Below are 23,459 nucleotides of genomic sequence, written 5' to 3'. Positions count from 1 at the left end.
CTCACCATCAGCTAGAACAGGCACAGACTTGCCTTAGTCTACATTGTCGTGCAAGAAGCGGTTGTTTGGACTTATTTTAGGTTTTCCGGAGCCATTGTCAGAGATAGAGAACCTGGAAACCTTATTACTGTCAGTTTTCGCCACAGTATCCGAGCCAGTGATGGCCTTACGACGTTTATAGGCCGGAATATTCTCTATTTCCTCGATACGCTTTTCATCCATCAAATCATCCGGATCAACCTGTACCATTAATCCATCAGGTTTTCTGATAAAAACCTGTGCTTCGGCATCAGCAGGTAGGGTAAAAAAGTCATCCTCCTTAATTTTATCCCTTTTCTCCTCTTTGCCTGAATCGCCATAAAGCATGCTAATACGCTTCTCTTTCTCCTTGTCGATGTCGTTAAAACGTACCACACGTGGCGGTAAATCAGTCATATCAAACTCCTCGTCCGGCTCGCTGTCCTCAGTATAACTAATAGGTGTACGAAGATTACCTTCCACGTCCATTTCGAGGCGGGTGATTTTTTTCTCCGCTACAGCAGCTGAGGCCTCTACCATCATGTGATTGTAATCAAATCCGGTGGCAATAATGGTTACCACCACCTCATCCTTAAGCGACTCATCCAATCCGGTACCCCAAATAATGGATGCAGAATGCCCCACCACCTCTTGTACATAATCTGTTATCTGCCCTACCTCATCCATGGTAATCTCATCTATACCGGAAGTGATATTAAGCAATATGTTGCTGGCGCCTTTGATGTTATTGTTATTGAGCAAGGGAGACTCCAGTGCTGCCTGAATGGCATCGATGGCCCTATACTCACCCACGCCGGTACCTGAACCCATGATTGCCACGCCGCTGTCCTTCATGACCGTTTCCACATCGGCAAAGTCCACGTTGATGTAACCGTGAACAGTGATGATTTCAGCGATTCCCTTTGCTGCGGTAGCCAACACATTATCGGCTTTGGCAAAGGCATTGCTTAGCTTCAGGTCGCCATACATCTCGCGCAATTTCTCATTGTTGATGATAAGGAGAGAATCCACATACTTCTCCATCTCGGTGATACCATCAATGGCCTGATTAACGCGAACCATGCCCTCGAAGCGGAAAGGGATTGTTACAATACCCACTGTAAGAATGCCCATCTCCTTGGCCGTTTTAGCGATTATTGGAGCGGCACCGGTGCCTGTACCACCGCCCATCCCAGCTGTGATAAATACCATTTTGGTATTGTCCTCCAACACGCGTGCTATCTCCTGCACACTTTCAATGGCAGCCTGCTTGCCTCTTTCAGGGCGGTTGCCGGCGCCACGGCCTTCGGTAAGAGTTTCGCCAAGCCTCACTTTGATGGGAACCTGACTATTTGCCAGCGCCTGTGCGTCGGTGTTGCATACAACAAAGTTTACATCCTTGATACCAAGGCTGTACATGTAATTTACCGCATTACTGCCACCTCCACCTACACCAATTACTTTTATGATTGAAGAACGGTGCCCCGGAATCTCAAAATTCATCAAATCCTCTGTCATACGCTTTACATTTAGGCCATCAGGATGCCGGTGATACTACATTTCAACATCTTTCTCGTCAAAGATACCGGCAATGGTCTTTTTGAAATTATCAAATAAATCGCCGGTAGTATATTTGCCTTCCCTTCCCTCTCTCACTCTGGGCGCTTTTTGTTTTACCTGTTTTTTAACCGATGCCTGTTTCTTCACCTCCTCTTCAGGGGTATCAAACAATTTTTGTTCAACCGCACGGTTTGACGCGTAAACGCCCGCACTTACCAACAGACCAACTGACGTTGAATAGAGTGCCATCTCCTGGCCGGGAATCTTTTCGGGCGCAAGAAATTTATCCGGACAACCCATGCGCACATCGAGTCCGGTTTTTAGCTTAATGAGTGGAGCCAGATTCTTGAGCAATGAGCCACCTCCGGTAACCACAATGCCGGCTCCCAACTTATCGTAATACCCCGACAGTTCGATGTGATGCATCACATACTCGATAATCTCCTCCATACGAGCCTGAATGATACAGGCCAAATTTCGGAATGATATCTCTTTTGGCTCCCATCCTGCCATGCCGGGAATTGCCACAACCATATCTTCGCGTGCCATACTGCCCATGGCAGAGCCAAATTGCACTTTAAGTGATTCGGCTTGTTTGGTAAGTACTGAGCAGCCCTCCTTGATGTCGTTGGTTACCACGTTACCTCCGAATGGGATTACAGCAGTATGACGGATAATTCCATCGTAGTAGAGTGCAAAATCAGTGGTGCCGCCGCCTATATCAATCATGACCACACCGGCCTCCATCTCCTCTTCAGACAACACACCGTAGGAGGAGGCCAATGGTTCCAGTATGACACCCATTAGTCGCAAGCCGGCACGATGGATGCACTTTTCAATATTTTTAAGCGACGCCATACGGCCAATAACCACATGGAAATTGCCTTCGAGTCTGTGACCAAACATACCCACCGGATTCTTCTCTCCCATCTCATTGTCCACACTATACTCCTGCGGAATCACATGAATCACCTTTTCGCCGGGTTCCAATGATATGCGATGGCTATCGCTGAGCAGCTGCTCCAAATCAAAAGTGGTAATTTCATCATTGGGGTCGATGAAGCGATAACAACGATTGGTAATACTTTTCATGGAGTATCCGGCCATGCCAACATAGACATCGGAAATACGCATTTCAAGACGGGCTTCGAGTCCGGAAACAGCTTGCCGAATGGCATTCACCGTCTCCTCAATATTAAGAATAACGCCCCGTTTGACACCGGTTGAAAGCGCCTTTTCGATGCCCAGCACCTGAATCTGGCCATTGGCATGCTTACGTCCAACAACGGCAACAACTTTGGTCGTTCCAATGTCAATGGCAGCAATAATTTTTGATTCCTGATTCATATTACTCGTTGTTCAGAATTGTCATTACATTAAAAATCGCGTTTGCGTGAACATATCACCTGTCCTTCGTACTTAAGGTTTATCAACTGATAATTGTTCCATTCGCGTGGGTCGAGCCCTCTGTCATATAAGGCTCTGAGGTTTCGGAGCTTCTCTTCCACCTTTTCGGGTTTGCCAAGAAGTATCAGCTGATCCCCCACTCTGGGCACCAGCACATAATCGTTGTTTCGCCTTATGTAAATCTGCTCCATCTGTGCCTTCCAAAAGGGATCAGAATCAATTAATCCAGCCACTCTCACCAAATCGGTTCTATCGGCAGGTATATTTCCATTGGCCACCAATACCCGGGCCGAGAATCTTTTTGACACCGGAATTTTTCGGCCGGACTCGTCAAGATAATAGGTTCCATCAGATGCAAACACACGCAAAATAGGTTGATGCTGCTTTACCACCACATTTAACACCCCTGATGGCGAGTTAAAAATCTGGCAATTGCGCACAAAACTACTCTTACTGACAAAAGCCTCCATTTCGTTCATATTCAGCCCCTGCATGCGCGAACCGAGCAAATCAGGATACTGGTTGAGTATGGATCTACGAATTTCGGCAGCCGTGATAAATCCGGTTTCCAGACTATCCCGAACCACCACCCGAACATCGGAGCAGATTACTGCCCGGTTGCTTGCAGACACAAAGGCAAGCATTACCGGAAAATACCCCAGCAACAATACCCATTTCAATATGTTAGCGATCCGCCTCATTGTACTGAACAAAATCCCTTTCCCCGTTTAAATATATACATTTCAATACGATTACCTTAAACAACAATCGCATTATTTATCAACAACTTCCAATCTTTTTTGAACAACTACATTTTATTGATTAACGACATTAAGCGTTTCTTGATGGCAGCCACTTCCCGGTCGATGTCGCCAGCCCCCATCGATAAGAACACTTGCGGCAGTTGCAGCGACAGCATTTCCGGCAAAAGTTCTTTGGAGCATAAATGAACCGGTATGCGTCTCACATCGCTGCCAATTAATGCCGAATCGACCCCCGCCACAGGCAGTTCCCTCGCCGGATAGATATCCAGCAAAAAAAGCTCATCCAACAACTCCAGAGCCACGGCAAATTCTTTTGCAAAATCCTTGGTACGGCTATATAAATGAGGTTGAAAGATGCCAGTGATGCGGTGGTTGGGATACATTGCCCTCACACTGTTAACAGTAGCCCGAATCTCTTCAGGATGGTGGGCATAATCATCGATATAGATTAAATCACCCGTATTGATATGCGTCTCGAAACGGCGGGCGATGCCGCTGAACAACGGAAGAGCCTCCTGAATCTCGTCGGGCAATACACCGTTGATAAGTGCGAGAGCAGCCGCCCCAACAGCATTCTCAACATTTAACAATCCCGGAACTCCCATCTTTAAATTCTCTATTTTGTCTTCTGGTGTCACAAGGGTAAAAACATAATATCCATCCTCCATCCTGATATCGGTGGCATAAAAATCGGCCTTTTGAGCAGCCGAATAGGTGTAAACTTTTACCCCTTCTGCCAGTTGCCAATCAACTGTTAGTGCGGCATTGACCACGAGGCATCCGTTTTTACAGATTTTACGGCCAAAATCGATAAAAGCTTGTCTAAAACTCTCCCGGTCGCCATATATGTCGAGATGGTCAGGATCAACAGCAGAAACGAGGGCTGACGCAGGGTTCAGCCTCAGGAATGAACGGTCGAATTCATCGGCTTCGAGCACGGTGAATGGGGAGTTGCCATCCCACAAAAAGTTGGTGGCATAATTTTTTGATATTCCACCCAGAAAAGCCGTACAACCTTGGCGGCTTTGACGAAAAAGATGGGTGGTTATGGTAGAAATGGTAGTTTTACCATGCGTTCCGGCAATACATATAGCCTTGCTTTCACGGGTTATGAGCCCCAAAACTTCGGCGCGCTTCAGCACGGAAAAACCATTTTCCCGAAACCAAACCAGCTGTTTTTGGGAATGTTCCACTGCAGGAGTGTACACAACGAGTGTGGTTGAAGCGTCACGAAAAACCTCATCGATTAATTCACAGGCATCGTTAAATACCACTGAAACACCTTCCTGTTCAAGGGCTTCAGTCACTACCGAAGGTGTGCGATCGTAACCGGCCACCAGAATTCCCTTCATGTGAAAATACCTGGCAATGGCACTCATTCCAATGCCCCCTATCCCTATGAACCAGACACGCTCTATTTTTTCCTGTTCAATCATCCTATATCATTAGCATTAAAACGTTTACCCAAAAACAAGAACCTTGAGCAATCCACTACTTTAACAACCTCATTACTTCATGGGCGATGTCAGCATCTGCATTGGGTCGGGCAAACTGTTTGATGTTTTGCTGAAGCATTTCGATGCGATGACTGTCACCAAGCAGCTCTACTGCTGCGGGTAAGAGTTTCTCAAACGCATCAGCATCCTTTACCAAAACAGCAGCACCGGCATCTACCAGTGCCATGGCGTTTTTGGTCTGATGATCTTCTGACACGTTGGGCGATGGTACCAAAACAGATGCCTTGCCCAAGAGAGCAAGCTCGCTGATTGTTCCTGCCCCTGCGCGCGACACCACAACATCGGCCACAGCGTAAGCCAGATCCATTCGCTGAATAAAGGGCATTGCATGAACATTGGATAGGTACATAACAGCCAATTCGGCCTGCAACTTGTAAAAGTAGAATTTACCAGTTTGCCATATCACTTGTATCGGTTCATCCTTGAGCATGCCAATACACTCAATCATTCCACGATTGATGCTACCAGCACCGAGACTTCCACCCACAACCAGGATGGTTTTGTAATCCGGATTAAGGTTGAAATGGGCATAGGCCTCAGTACGGTTCACTGTATCTAACAAATTACTGCGGACCGGATTCCCTGTCAGTATGATTTTTTGAGCCGGAAAGAACCGCTCCATGCCGTGATAAGCCACACAAATGGCAGCCGCCTTTTTCGCAAGAATCTTGTTGGTTACTCCGGGAAAGCTGTTTTGTTCCTGGATAACGGTGGGAATGCCTGCCGCAGCAGCAGCCCTAAGAACAGGCCCGCTGGCATATCCGCCAACACCCACCACCACATTGGGCTTAAAGTGTCGTACCACCTTCCTCGCCTGAAACATACTGGCCGCCAGTTTAAAAAAGAAGGTGACGTTCTTCCAAGTAATACGCCTTTGAAACCCCGCAACCGGCAGCCCAACAATTTCATAACCGGCAGCAGGCACACGCTCCATCTCCATACGGCCTTTGGCACCAACAAAGAGCAGTTCGCAATCGGGCATCTCCCGTTTAAGCGCATCTGCAATTGAAATAGCCGGAAAAATATGTCCTCCGGTTCCTCCTCCGCTAATAATAATACGTGGTACCATAATCGTCAAGCTGAAATTTCGTTAGTTTGAAGGCTAGCCTCATCCACAGCCTCCTTTTTTGATGATTGTCTGGCCAAATCGGCCTGTTCCATATTGTGACGGCTCACACCCAAAATCAATCCAAAAGCCACACATGTGAAGAGCACAGAAGTAGTGCCAAGACTCACAAGCGGCAAGGGCTGTCCCGTAACAGGAAAAATACCCACCGCTACACCCATATTAACAAATGCCTGAGACACAAGCATCAGCCCCAACCCAAATGCCATAAAGGCCGGAAATGTGCGGTTGCTGGCACGCACCATTGTACCAATGCGTCCAAGTAGCAACAGATAACAGATGATAATAATAAAAGCCCCAAAAAATCCGTACTCTTCGGCTATAATGGCAAAAATAAAATCACTGTATGGATGGGGAATGAAATTACGCTGCACGCTGTTACCAGGGCCTTTACCAAAAATTCCACCACTGGCAATGGCGATCTTACTCTGATCAGATTGATAGGTAGATGATTTTTCTGCATTTTCGGGGTTGAGGAATTGCTCTACCCGTGAAGACCATGTTTTGGCACGGGGCAGGAACGATACTTTGGGAGCAATCACTATGGAAAGTGCCACCAGGCCAATTGCAACCAAACCAGTACCTGCCAGATATTTAAACGGCACGCGCCCAACAAACATCATGGCCACGGTTACAGCCACCACAAGCAGGGAGGTTGAGAGGTTTTCCGTAAAAATAAGCCCTGCCACCAACACCACATGCACCATTGAAGGCCAAAAAGCCTCTTTGGCAGGTTCATCTTCCTTCTGATGCTGAGCCAGCATTTTAGCCACATAAATAATGATAGCAAGTTTGGCCATTTCGGAAGGCTGAAAAGTAATGCCTATGCCCGGTATGGTGAGCCAACGAGAGGCATTATTAAGGTTTACCCCCGAAAACAAGGTGATGAGCAGCAAAAAGACCGAAAAATAGAGTCCAATGTAAGCAAAGCGAGCTATCCACACATAAGGTATGCGGTGCACAAACAGAATTACGCCGATACCAAAAGCCAGCGAGCCCATTTGCTTAAACATGTAATATGAGGTGTTACCTCCCTGATATTTATATGCAAGAAATCCGGTGGCACTATAGACCGACAAAAGCGATGCTATTGAAAGGATTATTATAACAAGCCATATAGCTCTATCACCCTTGGCATATTTACGAAAAAGATTTCCCATATCACATCATTTGCATAACAATCTCTTTAAACAATCGTCCACGGTGCTCATAATTCTGAAACAGATCGAAACTGGCACAGGCAGGAGATAAAAGCACCACATCACCGGATTTGGCTATGGCACGTGCCTGCTGGAGCGCCTCATCAATACTTTTTGTATCACAAACTTGCGGCACCACCTCCCCAAAAACCGATATCAGTTTGCTGTTGTCAACGCCCATACAAATCAGAGCCTTCACCTTGCTTTTCACAAGCGGCATCAACTCCTCATAATCATTTCCCTTATCGGTACCACCGGCAATCCAGATAACCGGTTTATCCATACTCTCTAGCGCATACCAGGCCGAATTCACGTTGGTAGCTTTTGAATCGTTTATATATGTAACGCCATCTACTATTCCGGCATGTTCCAAACGGTGCTCAACCCCTTTAAAGGTGCTAAGACCCAGCATCACGGCTTCAAGGGAGGCTCCCGCTTTAAGCGCAGCCAAACCCGAAGCCAATGCGTTAAACAAATTGTGTCGTCCTTTTAACGCCAGTTTTTCCACCGGCATACGCACCCTGCGCTCATCGGCAGCAATTATCAGGTCGTGACCATCAACATAAGCTGCACCATCATCATCCGAGGAGAAAGGCAGAGAAATTGCCGGAGTCATGCTACGCTCGAAATGCTTTTGCACCACCGGATCGTCGGCACACCAAATGAAACTATCCTCCTCTGTTTGGTTTTGAAGGATGCGAAATTTGGACTGTATGTAATTCTCAAATTTATAATCATATCGATCCAGATGGTCGGGTGTAATGTTTGTCAGGATGGCCGTATTGACTCTGAATTTGAACATGTTGTCGAGTTGAAAACTGCTCAGTTCCATCACAAAAACATCCGGATCGCGCGCCACAAGTTCACGGCAGGGGCTCACACCAACGTTGCCAGAAAGCACGGCATCCAAACCGGATAACGTCAGGATGTGATGCAACCACAGCGTGGTGGTGGTTTTTCCGTTGCTGCCGGTGATTCCAATCATGTGCGCCTTTGAAAACCTTCCGGCAAACTCAATGTCAGAGATTACCGAAATACCCTTGTTACGCAAGGCAACCACCAGAGGAGCTGAATCAGGAATGCCCGGACTTTTAACCACCTCAGCTGCATTGAGAATGCGCTCATTGGAATGCTTGCCCTCTTCAAAATCAATGTGATTGCAGATGAGTTCGTCGCGATACTTTTGGGGAATATCACCCTTATCGGAAACAAACACCTTTAAGCCTTTCGCTTTTGCCAGTAAAGCGGCTCCCACGCCACTTTCACCTGCACCCAGTATGACAAACTCCTTTATCATTGGCATTATCTGATTTTAAGCGTAACAATGGTTAAAACAGCCAGAATGATACTCACAATCCAGAATCTGGTCACAATTTTTGATTCGGTATATCCTTTTAGTTGATAGTGATGGTGTAAGGGAGCCATTTTAAATACCCTTCGACCTACGCCATACTTACGTTTGGTATATTTGAACCAGGAAACCTGAATCATCACCGAGAGGTTTTCGACGAGGAAAACCCCACATAGAATGGGAATGAGCAGTTCGATGCGGATAAGAATGGCAAAAACGGCAATGATACCCCCGATTGTAAGACTTCCGGTATCGCCCATAAACACCTGTGCAGGAAACGAATTGTACCACAGGAAGCCGATACATGCACCTATAAACGCACTCATAAATACCACCAACTCCTGAGAGTGTGGAATAAACATAATGTTTAGATAATCAGCATAAATGGCGTGTCCGGAGACATAAGCAAATATTCCCAGGGTGACTCCAATGATGGATGACACCCCGGTTGCCAGTCCATCGAGGCCATCGGTCATATTAGCGCCATTTGATACGGCTGTGATGATGAAAATGACTACCAGTACAAATAATACCCATCCCCAACTTTTGGCTTTTTCGCCCAGAAAGCCGACGAAAGAGGTATAATCAATGCGGTTATTTTTAAAGAATGGCACATTGGTAACCGGTGCTTTTATGGTCTCAACTTTTACGGCAGGCTGCTGTCCGGCATCCGTTGAAATATACTGGTCAGGAATAGGCGTTTTGATACGTGCCACCACATCCTCGTTGAAATACAATGTTAAACCCACAATCACACCAAGACCTACCTGCCCAATAATTTTGAAGCGTCCGGCCAATCCCTCCTTATTTTTCTTGAACACCTTTATATAGTCGTCGAGAAACCCGATTATACCTAGCCAAAGGGTAGTCACAATCATCAGAATGACGTACACATTGTTCAAGCGGCCAAACAGTAGCACCGGAATCAGTATGGATGTGATAATGATAACCCCCCCCATGGTTGGTGTACCCTTCTTCTGATACTGACCCTCAAGACCAAGGTCACGAACAACTTCTCCTATCTGTTGCTTTTGCAGCATTTTAATCACCCTTTTTCCCATGATTGTGCCAATGAGCAGGGCTAAAATCACTGCCATTCCCGAACGGAAGGAGATATACTGAAACATTCCGGCTCCGGGAAAATTAATGGATTGCAGATATTCGTATAAATAAAAAAGCATGTCAGATAATATCGTTTAGTTGATTACAGATTGGAATTCTTTACTTTATTGATTATCGATTTGATTAAAAAAATCACGTACAATTTCACGATCGTCAAAATGCGTCCTCACGCCTTTAACTTCCTGATAGGTTTCATGCCCCTTTCCGGCAATAAGAATCACATCGCCACGCCTGGCCATGGTACAGGCGGTACGAATCGCCTCCTTTCGGTTGGTGATGCACAGAACTTTGATACGATCCTTAAACACTACACCCTCCATCATCTGTGAGATAATGGTCTCAGGGTCTTCAAAACGCGGGTTGTCGGATGTGAGGATAACACGTGAGCTGTACTTTACAGCTTCGGCTGCCATCACGGGCCTTTTGAAAGGGTCCCGGTTACCGCCTGCACCAACCACGGTAATAAGTTCATTACCCGGCTGCCGAATTTGGTTTATGGCTTCCAGCACATTTGTAAGCGCATCCGGTGTATGGGCATAATCCACCACAGCCGTTACACCGCCAGCTGAACGAATGGTCTCAAATCGGCCATCAACAGGCATAAGCGTGCTAAGTGTAGTTAACACCAGTTCTTTGTCCCACCCCAGAAGTATAGCTGCACCATAAACAGCCACAAGGTTTGAAGCATTAAAAATGCCAATAAAAGGTGTCCATAGCTCACGTCCGTCCATCTCGAGATGCATCCCTTCAAAAAGACTCTCAATAACTTTCACCTTGAAATTGGCCATTTCGCGATGGGAATAGGTGTGTTTTGATGCATTACAATTTTGAAGCATCACACGGCCGGTTTTGTCATCCAGATTGGTAAGAGCAAAAGCAGATTTTTCCAATCCATCAAAAAAACCTTTTTTGGCTTTCAGATAGGCATCAAACGTACCATGATAATCCAGATGATCGTGCGATAGATTGGTGAAGATGCCACCGGCAAACCTCAATCCGGCAATACGCTTTTGAACCACCGCGTGCGAACTCACCTCCATAAAACAATAGTCACAACCAGCATCCACCATTTGGCGCATCAAATGTTGCAGTGTGAGCGCATCGGGGGTTGTAAGCATTGTATCAATACGTTCTGTATTCACATAGTTGGCCACAGTAGAGCACAAACCGGCTTTATAGCCCATGCCCAATGCGAGCCTGTAGAGCAAAGTGGCGATGGTGGTTTTTCCGTTTGTACCGGTAACGCCAGTTAATTTTAAGGCGTGCGAAGGATAGTCGTAATGAAAAGCAGCCAGAAGGCCTAATGCCTCAGCTGTATCTTCAACTTGCACATAAGTTACTTGTGGCGAAGTAACTTCAGGAACCGCCTCACAAACCACTATCTTACATCCGGCTTCAATGGCCTTTGGAATAAACTCATGGCCGTCGGCACTGGCGCCACGCATGGACACAAACATGCTCCCGTCACCCGCTTTTCGGGAATCGAAAGTGATTTCGCTGACAGGCACATTGGTTTGTCCCAACACACCCACGGGTGTAATAACCTCAAGATATTGATTAAGTTGCTTCATATAGGGTTTGTTAATCCAATCTCAAAAAAATTGTACTGCCTTTTCGCACAGGCGCACCAGCCTGAATGGATTGAGAGACCACCCGACCCACGCCCTGAAAATGAACGTTAAGACCAGCATTCTCAAGAAGAGCCACCGCATCTTTGGCACCCATACCAATAACCGAAGGCACCAGACCAGACGGTACCGGTTTGGCTCTGAAAACAACACCACTCTCCCCAGCTTGCGTAGATACCCAGCCGTTGATTGGGTTCTTCTCCTTCACAGGAAAATTAAGGGTTTCAAAAATGGTTGTAAGATCTTCAAATGTACCACCTTTTGAATAAGGAAATACCTCACTTGTAAAAACTTTTTCGGCTGCCGGCGGATCAAAAAAGCCATATCCTGAAGCATACACCCGGTCAGCAATCTCTTTAAATACAGCACCTGCCACCACATTGCCATAATAGACGTTGTTTGATGGCGCTGTAACCACAACGATACAAGAATAGCGCGGTTTATGTGCAGGAAAATATCCCACAAAAGAGGCCTGATACTCTACTCCGCCACTCTGATAACCTTGTGTGCCTTTGGCCACCTGTGCGGTACCGGTTTTGCCTGCTATGGAGTAGCGGCTGTTACGCAGGTTCGTTGCAGTGCCGCGCTCCACAACACCAACTAACAATTGGTGGGCCTTTTCAATGGTTTCACGCGATGCGATGGACGAATTCAACACATGCGGAGAATAACGCTCCACCATTCGTCCATGGCGACTCAGTCCTTTCACAAACATCGGCTTCATCATGGTACCTCTGTTGGCTACTGCATTATAAAAAGTGAGTGTTTGCAGTGGCGTCATCTGCACTTCGTAACCAATGGACATCCATGGCAAAGTTACACCCGACCATGAGTTATCGCCCGGATATTTTATTACCGGATTGGCTTCACCAATGATTTCGATGCCTAAAGGTTTATTTAAACTCATGGCATAAAGTCTATCCACAAACCGTCGGGGGTTATCTTTATAATTCTCAAAAATAATACGTGAAATGCCAATGTTCGACGACTTTTCAAACACCTCCTGAATGCTCAATCGGCCGTGCCCACCCTGTTGACTATCCCGCATGATACGGTCGAAAAAGCGATGCGCCCCATTGCCTGTGTCGATGCTGTCAGTTAACCTTACCACACGATCTTCGAGCGCAGCCATCATGGTTGCCAATTTGAAGGTAGATCCCGGCTCTGTAGATTCGCCAATGGCATAATTAAAATAATCCTCCACATACACACCCCGGCTTTGGCGGTGAAGGTTCACGATGGCTTTGATGGCGCCAGTCTGCACCTCCATGAGTATGGCCACACCGTGATGGGCATCGTGGCGGATGAGCTGATTGCGCAGAGCGTGTTCGGCCACATCCTGAATGGCAATATCGAGTGTGGTAACCAAATCAAAACCATCCACCGGAGGCACAACCACTTCGGGCACCCAACGACCCGAGATGCGCTTCATTGCGCTGGTTCCGGGAGTTCCGCGTAACACATCATCGTAGGCACGCTCAAGTCCAACCATGCCCCCTTTGGAACTTTCGCCAAAGAGTTTACCTATGGTTCGCGATGCCAGCGAGCCAAATGGCTGCTTGCGTTGATCGTACTGCTCGGGGATAAAACCACCACGATTTCGTCCCAACCTGAATATTGGAAAATCCTTTACAACCTGAAGTTCGGTATAGGATATACGGCGCGGATGCACCATGTAGTATCTGCGTCCTTGCTGGCGTGCTACTTGCAGCTCACGCTTATAGGCGGCGGCACTTTTGTCACGAAAAAAACGGGAAAGCTGAATGGACAGAGAATCCACGCTGGCATTGAACACCCCATCGGTTAAACCCTCGGCCAGCATATCCATATAGAGCCGATAGCTGGGCACTGAGCATGCCAGCTTGCGACCATTGATATCGAGAATGTCACCACGATTGGGTTCGACAATATTCTCGCTGCGCTCGACCTGTCTGGATTTGGATTTCCATTTATCAGCTTCAAAAGTCTTCAGCGCTATCAACTCAAACAACAACCACAAAGCAAGTCCAATGAAAAAGAGATAGACAATCCCTAACCTGAACATTATGCTTCTTTTTATGGCCATAAACTCCCTCCCCTGTTAATCCACTTTTAAAACTCTAGGTGGTGTTTTCAGCACCTCCAAACCCAATCCGGCTTCCTGCACCCTCCGTACAACTTCCGACTGACGACTCATCTGCATCAAATCCGATGAAGTAGTGATGGCTTCATATTTCAAATCCTGCGTTTCGGCAGTAAGAGCTACCTGCTCCTTCAACAATTTCTCAACGCTGTAATGGTTATTGATATAGATAAATGCCAGCAAAACCAGAAACAACAAATATGGCCAGTGTTTTGTCAGCGAGCCGCTGCTAAAATATTGCCCATTGATAAAGTCCTTAAAAGTATAGCCTTTAATATCCTGAATGGCTTCTTTACCAGAATCAAAATCATTGATATTCTTATTTTTGCTCATATCACATTACTGACAATAGGTTGTAACAATTCATTCATCAATACACAACTCCTCTATATTCAGTTTTTCTCAGCAATTCGCAACTTGGCACTCCTAGCGCGCGGGTTTTGTTCAATTTCCGAATCGGAGGGAACCACCACTTTGCGGGTAATCGTTTTCAGAGGCACATCGGCATGCCCATACAAATTGGTTTCCACTTCCGATTTTGCCACGTCACCGGTACGAAAGAAGTTTTTAACCAGGCGGTCTTCCAAAGAGTGGTAAGATATTATAACCAGGCGACCGCCGGGCTTCAGCACGTCGAGGGTACTTGTGAGCATCTCCTTCAACACATCCATTTCACCATTCACCTGGATGCGCAACCCTTGAAACACCTGCGACAGAAACCGTGCAGCATCCTTTCGGGGTGCAAACTTAGATGCCACCTCTTTAAGCTCGCTCGTGGTTTCAAATGGCTTGCCAGCCCTGAACCGCACTATTTCATTTACCAAACGACGGGCCGACGGCACTTCGCCATACAAACGAAACAATTCCGTGAGCTGCTCCTCACTGTAGGTATTCAGTATGGTTGCGGCAGTGAGCGGGTTTTGCCGGCTCATGCGCATGTCCAAATCCCCTTCGAAGCGAAACGAGAAACCCCTGTCAGCTTCGTCGAAGTGGTGAGACGACACACCCAAATCGGCCAAAATGCCATCCACCGGTATGGCATCCAAATACTTCAGAAACCGATACAGATACCGGAAATTGTGCCGGACAAACTCCACCCGTTCATCATCTATGCGATTTTCCCAGGCATCCTCATCCTGATCAAACACAATCAACTTTCCTTCGGGTCCAAGCTTTTCCAGGATGGCACGGCTATGTCCCCCACCTCCAAAAGTAAGATCCACATAAGTACCATCCGGTCTGATGTTAAGACCATCGATGCAAGGTTGAAGCAAAACCGGTATGTGATAGGCAAAACTCATGTGCGTTGAGAATATATTAAAGAAACACCAATTAAATCAAAAATAACAGACTTATCGCTGAAGCAGGGAGACAAAATCACACCTCTTTATCGGGTTGACCAAGAATCGATTCTGCCAGGTCAGCCAGTGCAGCAGGGTCATCAGCAATGGCACTATAAGCATTAACCGACCAGAGCTCTATGTGCCTATCCACCCCTACCAACACCACGTCTCTGTCGGCTCCAACCAGATCCATCAACCGGCGGGGCACCAAAAAACGGCCATTGCCGTCGAGCGTCACCTCGGCCGAACCACGAAAAAAATCACGTAAAAAGTGCTTGTGTTTTCGATTATAGGGATTGAGACGCCTGCGCAAATTCTCCAACTCCTCCTCCCAATAATCAAACGGGTACATCACCAGGCAATTCTCGAACAGATCCTTTCGCACCACAAAGCGCAACTCATCGGCTCCGGCTGCCTTTTTAAAGGTGGCCGGAAGCACGATGCGCCCTTTGGCATCGGCCCTACACTCAAAATCGCCTATAAATGTGATCATTGCATATTTACACTTCTGCTCGTAAAAGTAATATATTTTTAACCCACAATCAACCACTTCAACCCACTTTGTTGTTATTTTTTATTCGAGAATAGGCGGAAATAAGAAAAACCTATGTAAACCAACCCTTCTGTCGCACATAGCATTAAAAGCAGATGCTTACAAAGTTGTAAGAAACTGCAATGCAACAAAGCCATGCAATAGCGGTTAATGTCGCAATTGCAACAGGCAACACTGCAACTCACGTTGAAACAAGTTAAACCCGGCGTGAGTAACAGATAAAAACCCATGGTGACATTAAATAGGAAACCATTTACCTGTTTTTTTCGTATAATTGTTGTTCGTTATCAGAAAAAAATAATCAGAATCAGAAAGTGGAAGCAACCGAACAGATAGAATCTCTTGGCGAAGAACAAGCACTTCGTATTGATATCGAGAAAGTTATTGCCAGCAAAAATCCAAAACTGCTAAAAATAATCCCCGGGTTTATCATCCGTTATCTAAAACGCATAACTCATCAGGAGGAGATAAATCAATTTCTGAAGGAAAACCACGGTAAAAAAGGGCTCGAATTTTCACAAGCCATACTGGATGGTTTTGGCGTGAATTATAACACCATTGGTCTGGAGAATCTGCCAGAAGATGGACGTTTTTTGTTTGCATCAAACCATCCGCTGGGTGGCATGGATGGCATAGCCTTTCTCACGGCTGTAGGAGAGCGGTATCAAAACCTGAAATTTCCGGTTAACGACATATTGATGAACATTAAAGGTCTGGATACCATTTTCCTGCCCATAAACAAACACGGAGGACACTCAAAAAATGCCGCACTGGCGCTGGAAGAAGCATACCGTTCCAACGCACAAATACTTATGTTTCCGGCAGGCCTTGTAAGCCGAAAGCAAAAACATGGCATTATGGATTTGGAGTGGAAGAAAAACTTTGTGAAAAAAGCAATACAACACCAGCGCGACATTGTGCCGGTGCACATAACCGGACGTAACTCAAACTTTTTTTATAATCTGGCCAACTGGCGCAAACGACTTGGCATAAAAGCCAACATTGAAATGCTCTATCTGGCCGATGAGTTTTACAATCAAAGAGGCGAAAATCTGACCATCCGATTTGGCAATCCCATATCATGGAAAACCATTGAAGCAGATGCCAATATTCCGTTATGGGCTGAAAAAATAAAGCAAACAGCCTATGACTTGGTAAAAATCAACTAATTTTGCATCAAATTACAAATCAATCAATTTAAATGAGTTCCATTAAACAAGTAATCCCCCCGGTTCCCACCCATCTGTTGGAAGCCGAACTGACCAAGGAGATTTTTGTGAGAAAAACCAACAAAGGGGATAATCGCATTTATGATTTTTCTGCCGAGCAGGCGCCAAATTTACTACGCGAAGTTGGTCGCTTAAGAGAATTAACCTTTAGGGCAGCAGGCGGTGGCACCGGCGAAGAGATAGATCTGGATTACTACGACACAAGTGAAATCCCTTACAGACAATTAATTGTTTGGGATCCGAAAGAGAAGGAGATACTTGGCGGCTATCGATACATCATGTGCGATAACCTAAAAAAAGATGCCAATGGCGAATTGGAAATTGCCACTGCACACATGTTCAATTTCTCGGATGAGTTTATCAATGAATATCTTCCCCATACCATTGAGCTGGGTCGTTCGTTTGTGCAGCCGCTTTACCAGTCGAGCAAAATGGGTGCCAAGAGCCTCTTTGCCCTTGATAACCTTTGGGACGGATTGGGCTCTTTGATGGTAAACAATCCCCACATGAGTTACTTCTTTGGTAAAGTTACCATGTACACGCAATACAACCTGGAGGCCAGAGACCTTATTCGCGCATTCATGGAGCTTTACTTTGGCGACAAAAGAGGATTGGTAACCCCAAAAACACCTGTGAAATCAACCGTTAGTCCGGAAATGATTAAGGAGATGTTTCTAGGCGACAATTTTACCGAAGACTACAAAGTATTGAGCAAACGCGTGCGTGAACTGGGCGAAAACATCCCGCCACTGTTCAATGCATACATGAACCTCTCTCCATCCATGAAAACTTTTGGTACTGCCGTAAACGATGAGTTTGGCGAAGTGGAAGAGACCGGTATTATCATCACCATTAAGGAAGTATATCAGGCCAAGGTAGATCGTCACGTTGAGACCTATAATCCCAACGATTCGCACGATTAATCACAACCTGAAAAGCAATAAAATATCGAAGCCGCATGGAATAATTAAAACAATCCGTGCGGCTTTGCCGTTTTTTGGCTAATTTTAAGTGATGGTTTACTGAAATGTCAGATGTATCGTGCAAAAGACACAAGAGATGTAAGTTTTTGAAGAAAATATGAAAAGATTTGATTTGGTTATAATCGGGAGTGGGCCTGCAGGTTTTTCCGCAGCGGTTCGCGGGGTTGATTTTGGCATGAATGTATGCATGATTGAAAGTGGTAATCTGGGAGGTGCTGGCATCATGAACGGCGCACTCACATCCAAAACCATGTATGAGCTATCGCTCGATTACTCCATTGCAGCACGCGTGGATCGTGGATACCGCGCCGGCGGCTTAACAGTTGACTACAAAAAAGTGCGCAACACGGTTATTCAGGCAGCAAAAGAAAAGCAGTACCAAATGCGGAGCCAAATCGAGACTTTTGCACGGAGCAAACACCTAAAAGGCGGCATCACACTTGTGCAGGGGATGGCATCATTTGTGGATCCGCACACAGTGAAGGTTGTTGGCGCTGCCGATGAAACGCTGATACAAGGCGATAATTTCCTGATAGCCACCGGCTCCAAGCCACGCGAATATCCAGGAATTCCTGTAGATGGGGAGCGCATCATCGACTCCAACGGCATCTTATCGCTCAAACAGTTCCCTGATCGCATCCTCATCATCGGCTCAGGTATCATAGGTTGTGAATTTGCCACCATTTTTTCCAACTTCAAACAAACAGAAGTGCACCTGCTTGACCGGGCAAACCGGGTTTTACCTTATGAGGATGACGACGTGAGCGACTATGTAGCTGAGAACCTTACCAAAAATGGCGTGACCATTCACCATACCGCACAACTGCGCACACTGGTGAAACACCCCTCCCATCTCGAGGTAATTCTGGATTATGACGATGGGCACAGCAAAGTACTTGAAGTAGATGTAGCCCTCATCTCCATAGGCCGAGATTCAAACCTCTACTCCATAAAACCCGAAAATGCCGGACTCGAACCATCAGACAAAGGCACCCTTATCATTAACGACAACTGCCAGGTTTTGATTGATGGTAAACCGTCACATATTTATGCTGCGGGGGATGTAACAGGTCATTCTCAATTATACAGTGTTGCCGAGTTACAAGGCAGGAAGGCCGTTGAACGAATGGCCGGAAAAACAGGTTATCCGCTGGATTACTCCCACATGAGCACCTTGATGTTTTTTAAGCCGGAAGTGGCAGCTGTTGGTGCCAACGAAAAAATGCTGCGAAAACAAGGTGTGGCCTACAAAGCAGCCTACTACTCCAACAAGCTCATAAACAGAGCCATTGCCATGCGCAGCACCACCGGATTCATCAAAATACTTGTGAGCAATGATGAAACTCAACGCATTTTAGGTATGCGTGCATCAGGGCCGCAAGCATCGGCCTACATCGTTTCAGTGGCGCACCTCATCAATCAGGGCAACAGTCTGGGCGAAGTATTGAAAATTTTCTATCCGCACCCCAGCGTGGCCGAGGGCATTCAGGAGTGTTTGCGTTCCATTGGTAAGCGCTCAATATACAAGCCAGAAGCGTTCCCCGAAGACATATACATCAGAGAATGGAAGCCCGAATAACCAGTTGTGTGGTTATTGGTTGATGATGTGACATTGCCCTGCTTTAGTAAAAAAATGAAACGATCAAGATTCGTTTAACACAACATGTCCCGACTAGTCGGGAAACACGGACAAATTGAAAATCGGCGGAGCCAAAATTCATCTTGCGAGTTACCCCGATAAGTCGGGGCTGGTAATCCTACATTAAACTAAAAACCATTTACAGATGAAAAGAAAAATTCAGATAACCATAATCGTTGTATTGCTCATCCCGGCTCTGAGTTGGCTTTTCATGCCTTACTACCTTAAAAAGGCCATCATTCACCAGCATCCGGGCATTTTCGATTATCAGATTTTTCACAACCGCACGGTAGCAAATGAAAATCCCCGTTTGTGGCCAAAATCGGCAAACTACAACCTTGCCCAGATGCAGCGTCATATAATAGACTCACTGGAATTGATGCAAACCACAGCCTTTGTAGTTATCCAAAACGACTCCCTTCTGTTTGAATATTATGCCGATGGCTTTAACGACACCCAAATTGTAAACTCCTTCTCTGTTTCTAAAAGCATTGTAGGACTGTTGGTTGGTTGTGCTTTGGCCGATGGCTATCTGCACGATATAAACCAGAGTATCGACGAGTTGCTTCCCGACTATCCAAACCTGCATGGCAAAGGGCTTAAGCTTCACCACCTGCTCACCATGAGCTCGGGCAGCAATTGGGACGAAACATACAGTTCGGCCTTTAGCATTACCACCAAAGCTTATTACGGCAACAACATACCACAACTCATGAAGCAGGTGCAAGTTGTTGACAAGCCCGGACAAACTGTTAATTACCGAAGTGGCGACACCCAGCTTTTGGCACTGATTTTAGCGGAAGCAACCGGAAAAACACTATCCGAATACCTGTCGGAGCGGTTGTGGCAGCCCCTGGGCGCTGAGAACCCTGCACTCTGGTCGCTCGACCAAAAGAATGGTACTGAAAAAGCGTACTGCTGTTTCACCAGCCAAGCTCGTGATTTTGCACGCATAGGTCAATTGGTTTTAAACGACGGGCAGTGGGAAGGACAGCAACTGATACCTGTCGATTACGTTAAAGCCACGGTTAGCGCAGCAACCCATCTTACAGATAAAAATGGAAAACCAAACAACCATTACGGATACCAATGGTGGATAATGCGCATCAACAACATGCAGATACCCTATGCACGCGGCATTCTGGGTCAATATATTTTTGTGGTTCCTGATAAAAATGCGGTAGTTGTTCGTCTGGGGCACCTACGCAGCGAGCAGCGGATAAACGAACACCCCGTTGATGCCTACACCTGGTTGCAGGCGGCATTACACATCGTGGAGCAAAACAATTAGCCATAAAAAAAGAGGCTGACCCTAAAGGGGGCAACCTCTCCTTAACTTCTTAATCTAATAAACCTCAGCCTCTAAACTTATCAAGAACCTCTTCCCGGATACTAATATGCCCTTGCGTTTTTGCCCTCAATATAATTTATGAATGCTGTATTTACCACTTTGTTTCCACCCGGCGTGGGGTAGTTTCCGGTGAAATACCAATCACCATGATCGTTAGGACAGGCAACGTGCAGATTATCCACCGTTTGAAATACAACTTCCACCTCCGCATCAATACCCACAGGTTTCAACATCTCAGCAATTTTGGCCGAAATCTGCTTGTCGGTAAAAGGCCTGTAGATGTCCTTCACATAGTTAACCATCTCCTCTTTGGGCAGGTTGCGCTGTGATTTGCATTGCTCGTACACATTCTGAATCACATGCGCCATGCCATTCTCCTTAAGCAACTCAATAGCGGCCATAAACGCACAGAAATCGCCAAGCTTGGCCATATCAATGCCGTAACAGTCGGGATAGCGTATTTGCGGTGCCGATGAAACAATGATAATCTTCTTTGGGTGAAGACGGTCAAGTATTTTGAGGATGCTCTTTTTAAGTGTGGTTCCCCTAACAATTGAGTCGTCAATAATAACCAGTGTATCGATGGTGTTGCGCACAATGCCATAGGTCACATCGTACACGTGAGCCACAAGGTCATCGCGCGAGGAGTCAGCGGTGATAAATGTACGCATTTTCACGTCCTTAACTGCGATTTTTTCCATGCGGGGCTCACGTGAGAGAATCTCTTCCATGCGTTTGAGGTCAGGGTTTGGCCCTAGTTTTCGCATCTCCTCTATGCGCCAGTGCACAAGATGCTCCCTTATGCCTTCCATCATACCAAAGAAAGCCGTCTCGGCAGTGTTTGGGATATATGAAAACACCGTATCCTCGAGATTGTGATCAACCATGTCGAGAATGGCAGGTGCAAGAAGGCGCCCCAACTCTTTGCGCTCCTTATATATGGATTTGTCGCTGCCACGTGAAAAGTAAATACGTTCGAAGGAGCACGAACGTCGCTGCTGTGGTACACTCACCATCTCCTCGGTAACCCTGCCATCTTTTTTAATGATGAGGGCATGCCCGGGCTTGAGTTCCACCACATCGTTGGCCCTCACATTGAGTGCCGTTTGAATAACCGGCCGCTCAGATGCCACCACAACTATCTCATCATCATAATAATACGATGCCGGACGAATACCCCAGGGGTCGCGTGTCACGAATGCATCACCGTGCCCCATCAATCCACCAATAACGTATCCACCATCCCAGCGGCGGCTTGAGCGCTCCAGAATTTTACGCACATCCATGTCGCGCTCAATCAGGTTGGATATCTCCCTGTTTGTGAAACCTTCGTTTTTAAACTGACGGAATAGAAGCTGGTTTTCATCATCCAGAAAATGGCCGATGTTTTCGAGAATTAATTCGGTATCGGTATAATCTTTGGGATGCTGCCCCAATTCAACCAAGGCAGTATAAATTTCGTCCACGTTGGTGAGGTTAAAATTGCCTGCCAGCACGAGGTTTCGCGAGCGCCAGTTGTTTTCGCGCATCACCGGATGCACATAGTCGAGAGAGCTGTTTCCGAAAGTACCGTATCGCAAGTGGCCCAGATAGAGTTCGCCGGCAAAAGGCAAATTCTCCTTTGCCCATGCAGGGTTACAAAAGAGTTCGTGATTGTGTCCGTCGTCGTAGGCAAAATGCTTAAAAATGCGGGCAAATACATCCTGGATGGGATTACTCAGGTTTGAACGCTCACGGAACAGGTATTTCTTTCCGGCCGGCTGGTCCAGCTTCAGATTTACCACCCCGGCGCCATCCTGGCCGCGGTTGTGTTGTTTCTCCATCAACAGGTAGAGCTTATTAAGCCCGTACCTCCAGGTTCCATACTTCTCCGCATAGTATTCCAACGGCTTAAGCAGCCTAATCAATACAATTCCACACTCATGTTTAACCTGATCACTCATATCGCAAAATTGAACTTTAAAATGGTATGCAAATTTAGGTCTATTTTTCTATCTGATAACAATTTGTCTGAATAAGCTACTGATGAATTTTGTTCAGAATTATGGCAACAAAAAACCCGCTTGAATCCAAGCGGGCTGTATTTTATCTGAACTCCTCAGGTCTGATGGCAGGATCCCGAACAATGTAACTGTTAGGGAAAGGGGCTTTTACTCTTCTGAGTAAAGGCAATGCTTCATGCTTGTGACGAAAACTACCCACGCGCACCCGCCAGAACGGCGCATTGTATTCTACCACCACTTTCTCGTCGGGAAACAGGCTCAACAGGCGTGTTCTTACCTCTTGTGCTTCCTGGCGGCTTTGTGCACCCGTGCCCGAATAGAGCTGAATACGAAAACCTTCGACGCCGGGATTGGCTCTGTTATTCTGTATGTGGTGGTTCAGTAACTGTTCGATACCGGCTGCCTGTCTGATTTCAATTTTCCCATCGCTGAAATTACGTTCCCTCACTTTTTCGAACGGGGTGGTATTACTTCTGTCCTGCGCCGAAAGCTGGACAACTGATAAAAAAACAACCAAACCAAATATCAGTCTCATCATATTGAT

General features: G+C 46.3%; 19 protein-coding genes. 4 read left to right on the top strand and 15 right to left on the bottom strand.

Going from position 1 to position 23,459, the window contains the following annotated elements:
- Positions 1-33: 33 nt before the first annotated feature.
- From ftsZ to ALKIM_RS18380, 13 genes are all read right to left on the bottom strand, one after another.
- Positions 34-1,536 carry a cell division protein FtsZ gene (gene ftsZ, locus ALKIM_RS0111845; RefSeq protein WP_026474843.1) on the bottom strand — a complete coding sequence of 501 codons (1,503 nt, stop codon included), beginning with the start codon at positions 1,534-1,536 and terminating at the stop codon, positions 34-36.
- A gap of 36 nt (positions 1,537-1,572) precedes the next feature.
- Positions 1,573-2,925 (bottom strand): cell division protein FtsA, encoded by a 1,353-nt coding sequence (ftsA, locus tag ALKIM_RS0111840; RefSeq protein WP_026474842.1) that lies wholly within the window; start codon positions 2,923-2,925, stop codon positions 1,573-1,575.
- A gap of 29 nt (positions 2,926-2,954) precedes the next feature.
- On the bottom strand, positions 2,955-3,686 hold the full coding sequence (locus tag ALKIM_RS0111835; RefSeq protein WP_026474841.1) for a cell division protein FtsQ/DivIB: 732 nt from the start codon (positions 3,684-3,686) through the stop codon (positions 2,955-2,957).
- A 107-nt stretch (positions 3,687-3,793) separates the two neighbouring features.
- Positions 3,794-5,185, bottom strand: a complete 1,392-nt coding sequence (gene murC / locus ALKIM_RS0111830; protein ID WP_044117915.1) for a UDP-N-acetylmuramate--L-alanine ligase — start codon at positions 5,183-5,185, stop codon at positions 3,794-3,796.
- A gap of 55 nt (positions 5,186-5,240) precedes the next feature.
- Positions 5,241-6,335, bottom strand: coding sequence for an undecaprenyldiphospho-muramoylpentapeptide beta-N-acetylglucosaminyltransferase (murG, locus tag ALKIM_RS0111825; RefSeq protein WP_044117914.1), 1,095 nt, complete (start codon positions 6,333-6,335; stop codon positions 5,241-5,243).
- A gap of 5 nt (positions 6,336-6,340) precedes the next feature.
- Positions 6,341-7,552: an FtsW/RodA/SpoVE family cell cycle protein gene (locus ALKIM_RS0111820; protein ID WP_026474838.1), complete on the bottom strand. Its 1,212-nt coding sequence runs from the start codon at positions 7,550-7,552 to the stop codon at positions 6,341-6,343.
- Between the two features lies 1 nt (position 7,553).
- A complete protein-coding gene (murD, locus tag ALKIM_RS0111815) occupies positions 7,554-8,888 on the bottom strand; it encodes a UDP-N-acetylmuramoyl-L-alanine--D-glutamate ligase (RefSeq protein ID WP_044118285.1) in 1,335 nt (444 codons plus the stop codon).
- A 5-nt stretch (positions 8,889-8,893) separates the two neighbouring features.
- Positions 8,894-10,123, bottom strand: a complete 1,230-nt coding sequence (gene mraY, locus ALKIM_RS0111810) for a phospho-N-acetylmuramoyl-pentapeptide-transferase (protein WP_026474836.1) — start codon at positions 10,121-10,123, stop codon at positions 8,894-8,896.
- A 45-nt stretch (positions 10,124-10,168) separates the two neighbouring features.
- On the bottom strand, positions 10,169-11,635 hold the full coding sequence (locus tag ALKIM_RS0111805) for a UDP-N-acetylmuramoyl-L-alanyl-D-glutamate--2,6-diaminopimelate ligase (protein WP_044117913.1): 1,467 nt from the start codon (positions 11,633-11,635) through the stop codon (positions 10,169-10,171).
- A 10-nt stretch (positions 11,636-11,645) separates the two neighbouring features.
- The gene (locus ALKIM_RS0111800) at positions 11,646-13,736 is read right to left on the bottom strand and encodes a penicillin-binding protein (protein WP_235714410.1); all 2,091 of its coding nucleotides are present in this window, start codon (positions 13,734-13,736) and stop codon (positions 11,646-11,648) included.
- A 36-nt stretch (positions 13,737-13,772) separates the two neighbouring features.
- On the bottom strand, positions 13,773-14,147 hold the full coding sequence (locus ALKIM_RS0111795; protein WP_026474833.1) for an FtsL-like putative cell division protein: 375 nt from the start codon (positions 14,145-14,147) through the stop codon (positions 13,773-13,775).
- 59 nt (positions 14,148-14,206) lie between these two features.
- Complete coding sequence (gene rsmH, locus ALKIM_RS0111790; RefSeq protein WP_026474832.1) at positions 14,207-15,115, bottom strand: 16S rRNA (cytosine(1402)-N(4))-methyltransferase RsmH; 909 nt, start codon at positions 15,113-15,115, stop codon at positions 14,207-14,209.
- A 76-nt stretch (positions 15,116-15,191) separates the two neighbouring features.
- The gene (locus tag ALKIM_RS18380; protein ID WP_044117912.1) at positions 15,192-15,650 is read right to left on the bottom strand and encodes a division/cell wall cluster transcriptional repressor MraZ; all 459 of its coding nucleotides are present in this window, start codon (positions 15,648-15,650) and stop codon (positions 15,192-15,194) included.
- A 374-nt stretch (positions 15,651-16,024) separates the two neighbouring features.
- Here ALKIM_RS18380 and ALKIM_RS0111780 point away from each other — a divergent pair, with 374 nt between their 5' ends.
- The 4 genes from ALKIM_RS0111780 to ALKIM_RS0111765 all read left to right on the top strand — a co-directional run bounded on the left by ALKIM_RS0111780 (position 16,025) and on the right by ALKIM_RS0111765 (position 20,852).
- Positions 16,025-16,879: a 1-acyl-sn-glycerol-3-phosphate acyltransferase gene (locus ALKIM_RS0111780; protein ID WP_235714409.1), complete on the top strand. Its 855-nt coding sequence runs from the start codon at positions 16,025-16,027 to the stop codon at positions 16,877-16,879.
- Between the two features lie 32 nt (positions 16,880-16,911).
- Entirely contained in the window at positions 16,912-17,862 is a 951-nt protein-coding gene (locus tag ALKIM_RS0111775) for a GNAT family N-acetyltransferase (protein ID WP_044117911.1), read from the top strand.
- Positions 17,863-18,019: 157 nt separating this feature from the next.
- On the top strand, positions 18,020-19,501 hold the full coding sequence (locus ALKIM_RS0111770) for a dihydrolipoyl dehydrogenase family protein (RefSeq protein ID WP_026474829.1): 1,482 nt from the start codon (positions 18,020-18,022) through the stop codon (positions 19,499-19,501).
- Positions 19,502-19,706: 205 nt separating this feature from the next.
- Positions 19,707-20,852 (top strand): serine hydrolase domain-containing protein, encoded by a 1,146-nt coding sequence (locus ALKIM_RS0111765; protein WP_026474828.1) that lies wholly within the window; start codon positions 19,707-19,709, stop codon positions 20,850-20,852.
- Positions 20,853-20,953: 101 nt separating this feature from the next.
- On the opposite strand, the gene ALKIM_RS0111760 is transcribed toward ALKIM_RS0111765, so the two are convergent.
- Both ALKIM_RS0111760 and ALKIM_RS0111755 read right to left on the bottom strand, forming a co-directional pair.
- Positions 20,954-22,855, bottom strand: coding sequence for an amidophosphoribosyltransferase (locus ALKIM_RS0111760; protein ID WP_026474827.1), 1,902 nt, complete (start codon positions 22,853-22,855; stop codon positions 20,954-20,956).
- Positions 22,856-22,997: 142 nt separating this feature from the next.
- On the bottom strand, positions 22,998-23,453 hold the full coding sequence (locus tag ALKIM_RS0111755) for an SPOR domain-containing protein (protein ID WP_044117910.1): 456 nt from the start codon (positions 23,451-23,453) through the stop codon (positions 22,998-23,000).
- Positions 23,454-23,459: the final 6 nt, after the last annotated feature.

It is taken from the genome of Alkaliflexus imshenetskii DSM 15055 (assembly GCF_000517065.1).
In the GTDB taxonomy this organism is placed as follows: Bacteria; Bacteroidota; Bacteroidia; order Bacteroidales; family Marinilabiliaceae; genus Alkaliflexus; species Alkaliflexus imshenetskii.
Note: the sequence above shows the minus strand (reverse complement) of the source record. Positions and strands in the feature narration are given on the sequence as shown.